We start from the raw sequence: 13,127 nt of genomic DNA, 5'->3' as shown, positions 1-13,127 counted from the left end.
CAACTCGAACTCCCATGGGCTGGCCGGATAAGGCCAGCCCATGATGTTTGGCGTCAGGCGTTGGCCGTCTGCAGCCGGCCGTCCAGCACCACCCCGGTCCTGGGCGACACGACGCCGGCATCGCGGATGAAGGCGATGATCTCGTTGCGGTAGACGAGCCCTGTGTGCAGATAGTCGAGCTGGCGCAGATCCATGCTGGCGATCTCGCCCGCCACGCCGCCGCCGATCGGCTTGCCGTTCCAGGCCTCGCCGAAGCCGCCCAGCGCGATATAGGTGTTGAAGGCGATGGTGAAGCTCTCCTCCATCTGCTCGGCGAGCGGCCTGCCGTTGATTTCCACCTCGACCGCCCGCGCTTCCTGGGCGGAACTGCCGTGGTCGATGCGGTAGCGCAGGCCCTTGGAGAAATGCAGGAAGCCGCGCGACACGAAGCTGTCGAGCTTGATGTCCCCATTGTCGAGCTCTTCCGGCCGCAGGATGCGCTTGGCGTTGTTGTCGAGCATCTGCTGGATCTGGGCGCCGGTCATGGTCGCCACATGCACATTGTCGGCATAGGGCATGACGTCGAACCACTGCCTGAAGCTGAGCGGCCCCTCGCTCACGCCCGACGACAGGCCGGTGGCGTTGAAGATGGCGAGGTCGATCCGGCCGTTGGCGAAGGTCGCCGAGCGCTCGACCAGCGAGTCGTTCATGAAATTGGCCATGGCGCATTCGCGGATGTAGCGGTCGGCGATGGTGCGTTCGGTCGACACCAGCTCGCCGTCCTCGACGGTGCCGATCACCTCCGAGAGCTTCTCGTCGAGCGCCGCCAGCAGCGGCGCGATGTGCTCCGCCTCGAACGCCGCGTCATAGTCGCCGTCATGCTCGAGATCGTTGTATTTCGGATCGTCGGCGGCGACGCGGTCGTCGCGGGTCTTCACCGGATGCAGGCTGACCGAGGAGAACCAGGCCTTGCGGCCATTGTCGGCGGCGATCGACATGGCGATCTCGCCCAGATGCGAGCCGTTGGCCTCGGCCTGGGTGATCAGCACGCCCTCGATCATGTTGTCGGGATCGATGCCCTCGGCATTCAGCCGCGTGTGCGAATGGCCGCCGATCAGCACCACCGGCTTGTCGGTCAGCGGGCCGGCCGCGGCGGCGATGTCGAAGTCGCCTTCGCCGATCATCCGGTTGGTGCCGGCCTTGCCGCTCCTGTGGCTGCCCGAGCCGTAGCCGCAATGGGACAGGATGACGACGACGTCGGACACCGAGGCCACCGCCGGCATCAGGTTGCGGATCGCCTCGACCGGGCTCGTGACCGCCAGGTCCGGGTCGGCGGCCTGGCCGACGCGGGTGTCGACCGCGGTGGTCAGCCCGATGAAGCCGATGCGCAGGCCCTTGACTTCGGCGATCGCCGCGCAGGCGTAGTCCTCGTTCATCGCCATGAATTTCGAGCCGCGGACATTGGCCGACAGCACCGGGAACCTCGCGTCGGCGTCGAGGCCGGTCTTGAGCAGTTCGCAGCCGCGGTCGAATTCATGGTTGCCGAGAACCGCGATGTCGACCCCTGCAGCCGAATAGCTGCGATAGGCCGGATCGGCGACGAAACCCTCAGGCGACCAGCCCAGCAGTTCGTCGAACACGGAGCCCGTGTGGTCGTCTCCCCCGGAGATGAACAGCACCGCCTCGTCTTCGGCGGCAGACGCCCTGGCGTCGCGGACCTTCTTGACGATCTGCGAAAGGCGGTGCGTGTCGCCCTTCTTGGCGTGGGTGTCGGTGATGTGGTTGTGCAGGTCGTTGAAATGCAACAGCCGCAGAACGCGGCGCTCGCCCGCCGCCAGGGACGGCTCCGGCACCGGGTTGCCCTCGGCCGTCACGATCGCGCTGACGGGTCCGGAGAACGGGTCGCCCTTGAGCAGGAACAGCCGCTCGAACGCGCCCTTGGGGTTCGGGGTTGCGGCAACCAGTTGCAATTCGCCCTGGGCGGCGGCGCCGGCGCGGAACGTCAGAAACGGCGACATGGTTGTCAGCCCGACGACGGCGCTCGACTTGAGAAAATGACGACGTGAAAAAGGAAACGCGGCACCAGTCACAATGACCTCCTATGGCAGCGGAGAGGAAACATATCCCCGCGGGAGGCCTTGCCATGCGTTCATGAAGCTCCGATGACGCGGCGCCGGGCCGCGCGGGGCCATTTCGCCGCACCCCCGCTGCGCGTCCGTCGGGCGCCGGATCGGCCGGTCCTGGGCGTGTTACTTGAAGGCTTCGCCCGGATAGGCGCCCCAGATTTCGTCCTGGGCCACCCATCCGTCGACGCCGTCGGCGCGGGCCTCGCACCAGTCGCCGTCGCAGGCCTTGACCTCGACCACCACGCCCGGCTCGAGCCGCGCCACCACATTGGCGCTGGTGCGGGCCTCTCGGTGCATGTTGATGAATTCCTGCTCGCCGGTGCCGCGCATCCACGGCGCGGTCATGGCAGTGCGCTCGCCCGAGAGCAGCGACTGGTAGACCCAGCCCTCGGTGCCCTCGGCGTCGCGCACCCGGCGCCAGTTGTCATATTCCTGGATCACCTCCATCGGCACGCCGGAGCGTGTGTAGAGCCAGGCCACGGCGTAGTCGCGGCCGGGGCCGATCCTGAGATTGACCCGCTTGGCCTTGAGGCTGACGAAGCGCGGCAGCGGCAGGCCGCTCGGGCCCTTGGTTGCGGCCTGGGCCAGGGCGGCCGTTCCCACGTCTGGTCCGGCGCCCAGCATCGGGCTCAGCGCCAGGCCCGCGACGGCCAGGCAGAGGGCTGGAAAAAGGGAAAGGCGACGCATGACTCACACCTTTTCGGTTGGACGCCAACCCGGTCGGCGCCGTTGAAACCTGTTGCACGACCCTGGTTTTTCGCCGTTTTACCGGGCGGAACCGGGTCGGGCGCGTTGCCTGCGACAGGCGCAGCCGGAAGGGGCGCGCGCGGCGTCGCGGGCTTTTTTAAACATCAATCCGGACGCATTGGATTGTCATCGCCGGAGGGTCTGTTAGAAAAAGCATAACGCACCCGCCATAGTCGGCGAGTTTGGTTAAAGAGCTATCAACGCCGGACCTCAACACGATGCAAAACCGAAAAAAACCCAAGGTCTACATTACCCGCCGCCTGCCGGACGCGGTGGAGACCCGCATGCGTGAGCTGTTTGACGCCGAACTCAACATCACCGACGAACCCCGCACCCAGCCCGAACTCGTCGCCGCCATGCGCACCGTCGATGTGCTGGTGCCGACCGTGACCGACAGGATCGACGCCGCGCTGATCGAGCAGGCCGGCCCGCAGATGAAGCTGATCGCCAATTTCGGCAATGGCGTCGACAACATCGATGTCGAGGCGGCGCAGAAGAAGGGCATCACCGTCACCAACACCCCGAACGTGCTCTCCGACGACACCGCCGACATGACCATGGCGCTGATGCTGGCCGTGCCGCGGCGGCTCACCGAGGGCGCCAACATCATCGTCGGCTCCGGCGGCGTCTGGAAGGGCTGGTCGCCGACCTGGATGCTGGGCCACCGCATCGGCGGCAAGCGGCTCGGCATCATCGGCATGGGCCGCATCGGCACCGCGGTCGCCCGCCGCGCCAAGGCCTTCGGCCTGTCGATCCATTACCACAACCGCCGCCGCGTCGATCCGGCCACCGAGGACCGGCTCGAGGCGACCTACTGGGACAGTCTCGACCAGATGCTGGCCCGCGTCGACATCGTCTCGGTGCATTGCCCGTCGACGCCGGCGACCTTCCACCTGCTGTCGGCCCGCCGGCTCGAGCTGATGAAGCCGGGCGCCTACATCGTCAATTCGGCCCGCGGCGGCATCATCGACGAGGACGCGCTGATCAAGGCGCTGCGCGACGGCCGCCTGTCGGGCGCAGGCCTCGACGTGTTCGAGCATGAGCCGGCGGTGGACAAGCGCCTGGTCAAGCTCGCCGCCGAAGGCAAGGTGGTGCTGCTGCCGCATATGGGCTCGGCCACCATCGAGGGCCGCATCGACATGGGCGACAAGGTGATCATCAACATCCGCACCTTCTTCGACGGCCACCGCCCGCCCGACCGCGTGCTGCCGCTCAGGAACTGAGGTTGGAGTTCGGGGACAGTTTACTTTTTCGCATTAAAGCTGAACAATTATCACAAGCAATTTAAACGCGAAAAAGTAAACTGTCCCCGAGCTTCGAACTCACCCCTTCCGCTTGTAGCGCACCGTCTGGAAACTCGCCGCCAGCCCGTCATAGAGCAGCAGGCGCCCGACCAGCGGCTCGCCCGCGCCGGTGATGAGCTTGATCACCTCCATCGCTTCCAGCGTACCAATCACGCCCGTGAGCGCGCCGACGACGCCGGCTTCGGCGCAGGAGGGCACCAGCCCGGGCGGCGGCGCTTCGGGAAACAGGTCGCGGAAGCGCGGGCAGGGCCGTCCCCGGGCGTCGGTCTCATAGGGCGTCAGCACCGTCACCGATCCGTCGAAACGGCCCACCGCGGCGGTGACCAGCGGAATCTCGAGCCGCTCGCAGGTGTCGGCCAGGAGGTAGCGGGTCTCGAAACTGTCCGACCCGTCCACCACCAGGTCATAGGCGGTGAGGATGTCGACGGCGTTCTCGGCCGTCAGCCGCATCTCGTGGGTCACCACATGCGTGTGCGGATTGAGCCTCTTGAGCGCACGCGCGGCGCTCTCGGTCTTGGCGAGCCCGATATGGGCGGTGTCGTGCAGGATCTGCCGCTGCAAATTGGACAGCGAGACGTGATCGTCGTCGACGACGCCCAGCAGCCCGATACCGGCGGCGGCGAGATAGCTCAGCACCGGCGAGCCGAGCCCGCCCGCGCCGACCACCAGCACCCGCGCCGCCTTCAGCTTCTGCTGGCCGCTGCCGCCGATCTCGGCAAGCACGATATGGCGGGCGTAGCGCGCCACCTCGTCGGGGCTCAGGGGGTCAGTCATGGTCCGTCTCCCGGTGCGGGCTCACCCGGCCATCCGCCACCATCAGTATGCGGCCGCGCGATCCCAGGCTTGAAAACATCTGCGCGTCCGTGCCGGTCATGAAGGCCTGGCAGTCGAGCGCCTCGATCAGGTCAAACAACGCCCCCCGCCGGCCTTCGTCAAGATGCGCGGCGATCTCGTCGAGCAGCAGGATCGGCGCATGCCCGGTCATGCCGCGCACCAGTTGCGCGTGGCCGAGCACGATGCCGATCAGAAGCGCCTTCTGCTCGCCGGTCGACGACAGCGCCGCCGGCATCGCCTTGGCGCGGTGATGCACGATCAGGTCCGAGCGGTGCGGTCCGGTGAGCGTCCGCCCGGCCGCCGCGTCGCGCCCCCGGCCGGACCTGAGCTCGGCGGCGAAGGCCGTTTCCATGTCGCCGGCCGAGGTGAGGCCCGGATCTTCCAGGAATCCCTCCAGCCGCACCGTGGCGGCCGGAAACACGCTGTGCGCCTGGCTGTCGTCGATCAGCCCCGACAGCAGGCTCACCACCTCGGTGCGGGCCATCGCCATCGCCACGCCGAGCTCGACCATCTGCGCCTCCAGCCCGTCGAGCCAGGCCGGATCCGCCCGGCCTTCCGACAGCAGCCGGTTGCGGCTGCGCATGGCGCGCTCGTAATTGAGCGCCCGGCCGCCATGGGCCGGATCCACCGACAGCACCAGCCGGTCGAGAAACCGCCGCCGGTCGCCCGCGGGCCCGGTGAACAGCCCGTCCATCGCCGGCGTCAGCCACAACAGCCTGAGGTGCTCGAGCAGCGCGTCGGTCGAGCGCGCCGGCGCCCCGTTGATCCGCACCCGGCGCGCGCCCGTCTCCTCGCCGCCGTCGACGCCGGTGCCGATGTCGACCGGCCCGGCCATGCCCTCGAGGCTCGCAAACACGCTGAAGCCAGCCTCCGGCGCCGAGCCGGCCTTGATCAGGTCGCCATAGGCGGCGCGCCTGAGGCCGCGGCCGGGCGTGAGCAGCGACAGGGCCTCCATCAGATTGGTCTTGCCCGCGCCGTTGTCGCCCGCCAGCACCACGTGGCGCTGGTCGAGTTCGAGCGACAGGCTTGCATAGTTGCGAAAGCCCGCAAGCTTCAGTCGTTGAATATGCACCCTTGGGGCCATGCAGGTCTCCGCACGGCCGCGCCGCGGCCGGCAGTCCTTTGCGGGAAGGAGAAGATCAGCCCTACACCCGCATCGGCATCAGCACATAGAGCGCGTCGTCGCCGGCGGTGTCGCGCACCAGCGTCGGCGAGCCGGGATCGGCCAGCATGAACACCGCGTCCGTGCCCGAGAGCTGGTTGGTGATGTCGAGCAGGTACTTGGCGTTGAAGCCGATCTCCAGCGGATCGCGGTCGTAGCCGACCGCCAGTTCTTCCGTGGCGCTGCCGGAATCGGGGTTGTTGACGGTGAGCGTGAGCTGCCCGTCGGCGATGGCGAGCTTGACCGCCCGGCCGCGCTCCGACGAGATCGTCGACACCCGGTCCACGGCCTGCGCGAAGGTCTGGCAGTCGACGGTGAGTTCCTTGTCGTTGCCGGTCGGGATCACCCGCTGGTAATCGGGGAAGGTGCCGTCGATCAGCTTCGAGGTCAGCACCACCGAGCCGATGGTGAAGCGGATCTTGGCGTCCGACACTTCCACGGTGACGACGATGTCCGGATTGTCGACCAGCTTCTGCAGCTCGCCCACGGTCTTGCGCGGAATGATGATGCCCGGCATGCCCTCGGAGCCGGCCGGGGCGTTGACGTCGGCGCGGGCCAGGCGGTGGCCGTCGGTGGCCACCGCGCGCAGCTTGAGCGCGCCTTCGCTTTCGATCGAATGCATGAAGATGCCGTTGAGGTAGTAGCGCGTCTCCTCGGTGGAGATGGCGAACTGGGTCCGGTCGATCAGCATCTTGAGCTGGGTCGAGGGCAGGCGGAAGGTGTGGGTGAAGGCGCCGGCGGTCAGGTCCGGAAAGTCCGATTCCGGCAGGCACTGCAGCGAGAACTTCGACCGGCCGGAGGCGACCGTCATCGATCCGCCGTCGGGATTGGTCGACAGCAGCACTTCCGAGCCGTCGGAGAGCTTGCGGACGATGTCGTAGAGCAGATGCGCCGGCACCGTGGTGGCGCCCGCCTGCTCGACCATCGCCGGTGTGGCCTCTGTGATCTCGAGATCGAGGTCGGTCGCCTTCATGTCGAGCGTCGCGCCTTCGGCCTTGAGCAGCACATTCGACAGGATCGGGATCGTGTTGCGGCGCTCGACCACGCGGTGCACATGGTTCAGCGACTTGAGGAGATTGGAACGCTCGAGGGTGACACGCATGATCTGGCTACCGCTTGGCTGGGGCCCGCGCGGGCGCGCGAGGGCCTTTCAAATTCTGTTTGTCAGGCTTTTGCCCTGCCCGGGCCAGGATGCGGCGCAGGTGCGCCGCGCCCGGGCGTGCAAAATGGCAGATTATACCCCTGATATGCAACAAAAACCGGCCCGGACCTTTCGGGCCGGACCGGGATTCTGGGGATAATCGGCAGCAGACGGGCCGCTACTCGATGATCAGCCGCTTGAGCAATTCGATCTCGTGGCCGAGTTTGGTGTCCGAACCGATCAGACCCTCGATCTTGCGCACCGCATGCAGCACTGTGGTGTGGTCGCGCCCGCCGAAGCGGCGGCCGATTTCCGGGAACGAGCGCGGCGTCATGGTCTTGGCCAGGTACATGGCGATCTGCCTGGGCTTGACGATGACGCGGGTGCGCCGGTCCGACACCAGTTCCTGCCGCGAGACATTGTAGTGCCGCGAGACGACCCGCTGGATGTCCTCGATGCGCACCCTTTTGGGCTCCCCCGCATTGACGAGGTGGCCCAGCAACTGGTCCACCCGCTCGAGCGTCAGGTTGGGCTCGAAGCTGCGCCGGAACAGGAGCTGGTTGAAGGCGCCTTCGAGCTCGCGCCCGCTGGCGGTGATGTTCTGCGCCACATGGGCAAGGATGTCCTCGCCGATGTCGAGCGAGCCGTCCTCGATCTGGGCGACTGCCAGCCGCTGCCTGAGCATCTCCAGCCGCATCTCGTAGTCGGGCGCCTCGATCTCGATGGCGACGCCGCCCTGCAGCCGCGAGCGCACCCGCGGATCGAGCGATTCCAGCTCCCACGGCGCGCGGTCGGCGGCGACAACCACCTGGCGGGCCGAGTCGAGCAGCATGTTGAGCAGATGGCAGAATTCGTGCTGGATCGACTTGCCCTGCAGGAACTGCATGTCATCGATCACCAGAAGGTCGATGTTGCGCAGCGATTCCTTGAACGACAGCGCGTCGTTGTCGCGGATCGCGGTGGCGAAGCGCCACATGAAATATTCCGCCGTCAGATAGACCACGCGCGGGTTGCGCGCGTGCCGGCTCGCCGCCGCGGCGATCGCCTGCAGCAGGTGGGGCTTGCCCAGTCCGACATTGGAATGGATGAACAGCGGATTGAAGCGGACCGATCCGGTTCCTGCCTCGGCGATGGTCTTGGCCGCGGCCAGCGCCACCCGGTTGGACGAGCCCTCGACATAGCTCTCGAACGTGTAGCGCGGATCGAGCGGCGAGCCGATCACCGCATTGGCGGCCTGGTGGCCCTTGGTGAAGGCCGAGACATGCGCGCCCACGCCTTTGACCGAAAGCTGCTGCTCCTTGCGCGCCGGGACCGGAGCCTGGCTGACGATGGCCGGGCCCGAGGGTTCCGCCGCCGCCTCGCCGGAATTGCCGGCCCGCGTCGCCGACCGCACCACGATCTCGACCTTGAGGATATCCGGATCCTCCTCGCGGAACAGCGCGCTGATCTGCTCGAGATATTTGTTGTTGATCCAGGATTTGAGGAAGGCGGTCGGCACCGACAGGCGCACCACGCTCTTTGACGCCGATTGCAGTTTGAGCCGCCCGAACCAGCTCGTGAAGACCTCCGGTCCGACCTGCGCCTTCAGCCGCGCCGTCACCCGATCGAAGATCAGATTGTTCTTGTTCATGTCCGCCCCTTTGTCCGCCGGCGGGCAAGCATCGCCGCTGAGCGGTCGGGCGGCGCCCTGCACGCCCCATTCTGCCGCTTTACGCGCTGTTGTCATTATTGTTTGCATCGCCGCTGGTCATCCCTTTTGGCCGCATTCAGGCCATCGTCATGATGGCCGCCCCGTGATGCGGAATGTTCCGCATGCCGTATTCTTCGTCGCGGTCGTCCCCGCCGCCTCTCGTTCCTTTCGCCCGGTTCCGCCGGCGACCTCGTATCGCCCTTGGAACACATCTTCACCGTTCCGCCGGAACATCAGTTCAGACGGTCAAAGCCCCACCGCAGGGCGCAAAGCGCCCTTGCAACCGAAGGTTTATTTCAGAGTTTGCCTGACAGAAGCGTCACGCACCAAGTTGCGGATGGGAAACTGCCGCCAAAATCAGCAGAAGGTGTCCCTGGAACCGTCCGGCTCCGTGCCCCTTGTCGAGGGTTATTTAGGCAGGATGGGAGGGTCAGATCAAGCAGCTTATTTACGAAAAAGTAACGTTTGAGGGCTTGACTCTCAATGGTTGAAAAAGCCCGTCGGGGTGGCGCGGAAACAGGCAATTGGATTCATTACCTTTTCGCGGCTTTACGTTTTTTTAAGGCTTGAGGAAGGCTTGGATATTATATTTCGGGCCTTGACAGCCTGCCCGGGAATCCGCGTCGCTCTGCGTGGCGCGGAATCGCGGACCTCCGGCAAATAATTGAAATTATTGGATTTTCTGTGCGAACGTGACGGAACCGTGACAATTCGGTTGCCGGCTTTCAATCGGTTCGGCGCAAGCTATTGGCACACAACGAAAAAGGCCCGGTCAAGCCGGGCCCTTAGCCGTCAAACGATATTTTCGGGTGCTCAGGCGTTCAGCGCCTTGACCCGATTTGATAGCCGGGAAATCTTCCGCGACGCCGTGTTGGCGTGAACCACGCCCTTGGAGGCGGCGCGCATCAGTTCGGGCTGCGCGGCCCTCAATGCGGCGGCTGCGGCGGTCTGGTCGCCGGAGCTGATGGCTTCCTCGACCAGGCGGAGGAAGCTGCGCACGCGCGACCGGCGTGCCTTGTTGACGTCAGTGCGGCGAGCAATCTTGCGGGTCGCTTTTTTCGCCGAAGTTGTATTGGCCATGAATGCCTCTCAAGTGTCACATGCTCTGTTCCGACCGGAAAGCGCCTCTTGCGAGGGTCGTCGCTTCGACAGCCGGAATGCGAGAAAACCATGGCGAGCCCGGAAGCTGCCATTCGATGGCGGGCCTATACCGGGTATCGCGGCGTGCGTCAACGCGAAAATCCGCTTTGGCGCCGGCCCGCAGGCGCATTTCCTCAGCGATGCTTGAACTGCGCCTTGCGCTTCTCGACGAAGGCGCCCATGCCTTCCTTCTGGTCTTCCGTCGCAAACAGCGAGTGGAACAGCCGCCGTTCGAAGCGCAGGCCTTCGTTGAGCGTCATCTCGTCGGCGCGGTTGACCGATTCCTTGGCCATCATCGTCGCCGGCAGCGAGAAGCCGGCGATCTTCTCGGCCACCTTGGTGGCTGTCGCCAGCAGTTCGCCGGCCGGCACCACGCGGGCCACCAGCCCGGAGCGCTCAGCCTCTTCGGCATCCATCATCCTTCCGGTCAGGCACAGGTCCATGGCCTTGGCCTTGCCGATCGCGCGCGTCAGCCGCTGCGTGCCGCCCATGCCGGGAATGACGCCGAGCGTGATCTCCGGCTGGCCGAACTTGGCCGTGTCGGCGGCGATGATGAAGTCGCACATCATGGCGAGCTCGCAGCCGCCGCCCAGCGCATAGCCCGCCACCGCGGCGATCACCGGCTTGCGCGTCCCCGCCACCGCGCTCCAGCCCTCGAAGAAATCCTCGAGATAGGCGCCGACATAGTCCTTGTTCTGCATTTCCTTGATGTCGGCGCCGGCGGCGAAGGCCTTTTCCGATCCGGTCAGCACGATCGCGCCGATCTTGTCGTCCGCGTCGTATCCGGCGAGCGTCTTGCGCAACTCGGCCAGCAGCGCGGAATTGAGCGCATTGAGCGCATCGGGCCGGTTGAGCGTGATGATGGCCACCCGGCCGTGTGTCTCCGTCTTCAGCGTCTTGAGCGCCATCGCCTCTCTCCTCGTTGGGGGCCTGGGGGAACTCATCCAGGGCGAATGGGTTCCAGGACCGGATCAGTTCTTCTGGCAGCTTGGGCAATAAAAGGTCGAGCGCCCGCCCTGCACGATGCGGCGGACCGTATCGCCACAGCCCGGCCGGGGGCAAGCCTTTCCCTCGCGGTCATAGACCGAAAAACCGTGCTGGAAATAACCGAGCGTGCCGTCCGTGCGGATGTGGTCCCTGAGCGACGAGCCGCCCGCCGCGATCGCCTCGTCGATCACCGCGCTGATCGCCGCGGTGAGCTCCGCCAGCGGCGCCTTCGGCCTCCCGGTCGGTGTCACCAGCCGTCCCGCCGGCTTGAGCGGAGACAGCCGCGCCCGCCACATCGCCTCGCAGACATAGATGTTGCCTAGCCCGGCGATGTTGCGCTGGTCGAGCAGCGCCGCCTTGAGCGGCGCGGTCTTGCCCGCGAACCGGCGCGCGAGTTCGCTCGCATCCAGGCTGTTGCCGGTCGGCTCCACGCCCAGGCCCCGGAACCAGGGATGCTCGTCAAGCGCCGCCCGCGCGACCAGGTCCATGTAGCCGAAGCGCCGCGGGTCGTTGTAGATCACCCGGGCGCGGCCGGCCGGGCCCTCCATGGCGAAGACCACATGGTCGTGCCGGTCGTCCTTGGAGCGGGCCAGGTGGAAGATACCGGGCACGAGCGAGCCTTCCCCTTGCGCTTCGATCCGGAACGAACCCGACATGCCGAGATGGCAGACCAGCACCATGCCGTCGTCGAGGTCGCCCAGCAGGTATTTGGCCCGCCGACCGAGCGAGACCACCTGCCGGCCTTCGAGCCGGCCGGCGAAGCCTTCCGGAAAGGCGAAGCGCAGGTCGCCGCGGCGCTGCTCGACGCTGAGGAAGCGCGCGCCCTGCATCACCGGCTCCAGGCCGCGGCGGACGGTTTCGACTTCGGGCAATTCGGGCACGCGCGGCCTCCTGGCGGTGTCTGGCGCGCTGCAATCGGCGCCGGTGGCAATCTCTTCAAGCCTGGCCTATAAGGCGATGCGCTATGCCGCAGGCTGCTCGGTTTTGCCTAGATAGCGCGCCGGGACCCGATCCGCTATGGTCGCGACCGAAGATGCCGGAATTCCGGGCCGGGATCCGGGAATGGCTTGAAATCGTCTGGACGAAATGCAGGAAAACAAGATGTCACAACAGCGCGTATCCACCGAGGGCGGAATGCAGACCAGCTACGGCTTCCGCACCGTGGCCGATGGCGAGAAACAGGTCCTGGTCAACGACGTCTTCCACAAGGTCGCCAAGCGCTACGACATCATGAACGACGTGATGTCGGCGGGCATGCACCGGATCTGGAAGGACGCCATGGTGGCAAGCCTCAATCCGCCGCGGCGCGCCGGGTTCCGCTTCCTCGACGTGGCCGGCGGCACCGGCGACATCGCCTTCCGCATCGTCGCCGCCTCCGATCGCCAGGCCACCGGCACCGTGCTCGACATCAACGGTTCGATGCTCGGCGTCGGCGCCGAGCGCGCGGCCAAGAAGGGCTACAGCGACAACCTCGACTTCGTCGAGGCCAATGCCGAGGAGCTGCCGTTCGAGGACAACAGCTTCGACGCCTACACCATCGCCTTCGGCATCCGCAACGTGCCCGACATCGACAAGGCATTGAGGGAGGCCTACCGCGTGCTCAGGCGCGGCGGACGCTTTCTCTGCCTGGAATTCTCCGAGGTCGAGATGCCGATCCTCGACCGTATCTACGACGCCTGGTCGTTCAACGGCATCCCGCGCATGGGCAAGGCCATCGCCGGCGAGGCCGAGCCCTACCAGTATCTGGTCGAATCGATCCGCAAGTTCCCGCGCCAGCGCGATTTCGCCGCGATGATCGAGCGCGCCGGCTTCGCCCGCGTCATCTACACCAATTACACCGGCGGCATCGCGGCGCTGCATTCGGCCTGGAAGATCTGAGCGGCATGGCAAGTCTCGGCACTTATCTGCGCCTCGCGCGGGCGGGCTTCATCCTTGTGCGCGAGGGCGTGATCGCCTCGCTGCCCGCCGACGAGCTGACCGGCGGGGCCCTGTTCGGCCACCGGCTCGCCACCCTGCT

Annotated in this window: 11 protein-coding genes; 2 read left to right on the top strand and 9 right to left on the bottom strand. The window is 66.3% G+C overall.

What is annotated here, in order from left to right; all coding sequences use genetic code 11:
- Nucleotides 1–53: 53 nt before the first annotated feature.
- Together LL06_RS11475 and LL06_RS11470 are read right to left on the bottom strand one after the other, a co-directional pair.
- Nucleotides 54–1,997, bottom strand: a complete 1,944-nt coding sequence (locus LL06_RS11475) for a 5'-nucleotidase C-terminal domain-containing protein (RefSeq protein WP_052161447.1) — start codon at nucleotides 1,995–1,997, stop codon at nucleotides 54–56.
- Nucleotides 1,998–2,228: 231 nt separating this feature from the next.
- Nucleotides 2,229–2,729, bottom strand: coding sequence for an SH3 domain-containing protein (locus LL06_RS11470; RefSeq protein ID WP_052161451.1), 501 nt, complete (start codon nucleotides 2,727–2,729; stop codon nucleotides 2,229–2,231).
- A gap of 341 nt (nucleotides 2,730–3,070) precedes the next feature.
- On the opposite strand from LL06_RS11470, the gene LL06_RS11465 reads away from it, so the two are divergent.
- Nucleotides 3,071–4,075, top strand: a complete 1,005-nt coding sequence (locus LL06_RS11465; RefSeq protein WP_035526480.1) for a D-glycerate dehydrogenase — start codon at nucleotides 3,071–3,073, stop codon at nucleotides 4,073–4,075.
- Nucleotides 4,076–4,174: 99 nt separating this feature from the next.
- On the opposite strand, the gene LL06_RS11460 is transcribed toward LL06_RS11465, so the two are convergent.
- The 7 genes from LL06_RS11460 to mutM all read right to left on the bottom strand — a co-directional run bounded on the left by LL06_RS11460 (nucleotide 4,175) and on the right by mutM (nucleotide 11,991).
- Entirely contained in the window at nucleotides 4,175–4,930 is a 756-nt protein-coding gene (locus LL06_RS11460) for a molybdopterin-synthase adenylyltransferase MoeB (RefSeq protein ID WP_035526477.1), read from the bottom strand.
- Nucleotides 4,923–6,074, bottom strand: a complete 1,152-nt coding sequence (gene recF, locus LL06_RS11455) for a DNA replication/repair protein RecF (RefSeq protein WP_035526474.1) — start codon at nucleotides 6,072–6,074, stop codon at nucleotides 4,923–4,925. The genes LL06_RS11460 and recF overlap by 8 nt, the downstream gene beginning before the upstream one ends.
- Before the next feature lie 61 nt (nucleotides 6,075–6,135).
- Nucleotides 6,136–7,254 carry a DNA polymerase III subunit beta gene (dnaN, locus tag LL06_RS11450; RefSeq protein WP_035526471.1) on the bottom strand — a complete coding sequence of 373 codons (1,119 nt, stop codon included), beginning with the start codon at nucleotides 7,252–7,254 and terminating at the stop codon, nucleotides 6,136–6,138.
- 217 nt (nucleotides 7,255–7,471) lie between these two features.
- A complete protein-coding gene (gene dnaA / locus LL06_RS11445) occupies nucleotides 7,472–8,923 on the bottom strand; it encodes a chromosomal replication initiator protein DnaA (RefSeq protein ID WP_035526469.1) in 1,452 nt (483 codons plus the stop codon).
- A gap of 873 nt (nucleotides 8,924–9,796) precedes the next feature.
- The gene (rpsT, locus tag LL06_RS11440) at nucleotides 9,797–10,063 is read right to left on the bottom strand and encodes a 30S ribosomal protein S20 (RefSeq protein WP_035526466.1); all 267 of its coding nucleotides are present in this window, start codon (nucleotides 10,061–10,063) and stop codon (nucleotides 9,797–9,799) included.
- A 194-nt stretch (nucleotides 10,064–10,257) separates the two neighbouring features.
- Nucleotides 10,258–11,031, bottom strand: coding sequence for an enoyl-CoA hydratase (locus LL06_RS11435; RefSeq protein WP_035526464.1), 774 nt, complete (start codon nucleotides 11,029–11,031; stop codon nucleotides 10,258–10,260).
- Between the two features lie 63 nt (nucleotides 11,032–11,094).
- On the bottom strand, nucleotides 11,095–11,991 hold the full coding sequence (gene mutM / locus LL06_RS11430) for a bifunctional DNA-formamidopyrimidine glycosylase/DNA-(apurinic or apyrimidinic site) lyase (protein WP_035526462.1): 897 nt from the start codon (nucleotides 11,989–11,991) through the stop codon (nucleotides 11,095–11,097).
- A gap of 220 nt (nucleotides 11,992–12,211) precedes the next feature.
- On the opposite strand from mutM, the gene ubiE reads away from it, so the two are divergent.
- The gene (gene ubiE / locus LL06_RS11425) at nucleotides 12,212–12,988 is read left to right on the top strand and encodes a bifunctional demethylmenaquinone methyltransferase/2-methoxy-6-polyprenyl-1,4-benzoquinol methylase UbiE (protein WP_035526554.1); all 777 of its coding nucleotides are present in this window, start codon (nucleotides 12,212–12,214) and stop codon (nucleotides 12,986–12,988) included.
- The last annotated feature ends 139 nt before the right edge of the window (nucleotides 12,989–13,127 follow it).

The organism is Hoeflea sp. BAL378 (genome assembly GCF_000759435.1).
Taxonomy (GTDB): Bacteria; Pseudomonadota; Alphaproteobacteria; order Rhizobiales; family Rhizobiaceae; genus Hoeflea.
Note: the sequence above shows the minus strand (reverse complement) of the source record. Positions and strands in the feature narration are given on the sequence as shown.

What these genes read in the sequence shown, in the direction of transcription:
- dnaN (WP_035526471.1), bottom strand. Translation starts at nt 7,254, where the DNA reads ATGCGTGTCACCCTCGAGCGTTCCAATCTCCTCAAGTCGCTGAACCAT.
- LL06_RS11475 (WP_052161447.1), bottom strand. Translation starts at nt 1,997, where the DNA reads ATGTCGCCGTTTCTGACGTTCCGCGCCGGCGCCGCCGCCCAGGGCGAA.
- recF (WP_035526474.1), bottom strand. Translation starts at nt 6,074, where the DNA reads ATGGCCCCAAGGGTGCATATTCAACGACTGAAGCTTGCGGGCTTTCGC.
- dnaA (WP_035526469.1), bottom strand. Translation starts at nt 8,923, where the DNA reads ATGAACAAGAACAATCTGATCTTCGATCGGGTGACGGCGCGGCTGAAG.
- LL06_RS11465 (WP_035526480.1), top strand. Translation starts at nt 3,071, where the DNA reads ATGCAAAACCGAAAAAAACCCAAGGTCTACATTACCCGCCGCCTGCCG.
- ubiE (WP_035526554.1), top strand. Translation starts at nt 12,212, where the DNA reads ATGTCACAACAGCGCGTATCCACCGAGGGCGGAATGCAGACCAGCTAC.
- rpsT (WP_035526466.1), bottom strand. Translation starts at nt 10,063, where the DNA reads ATGGCCAATACAACTTCGGCGAAAAAAGCGACCCGCAAGATTGCTCGC.
- LL06_RS11460 (WP_035526477.1), bottom strand. Translation starts at nt 4,930, where the DNA reads ATGACTGACCCCCTGAGCCCCGACGAGGTGGCGCGCTACGCCCGCCAT.
- LL06_RS11435 (WP_035526464.1), bottom strand. Translation starts at nt 11,031, where the DNA reads ATGGCGCTCAAGACGCTGAAGACGGAGACACACGGCCGGGTGGCCATC.
- LL06_RS11470 (WP_052161451.1), bottom strand. Translation starts at nt 2,729, where the DNA reads ATGCTGGGCGCCGGACCAGACGTGGGAACGGCCGCCCTGGCCCAGGCC.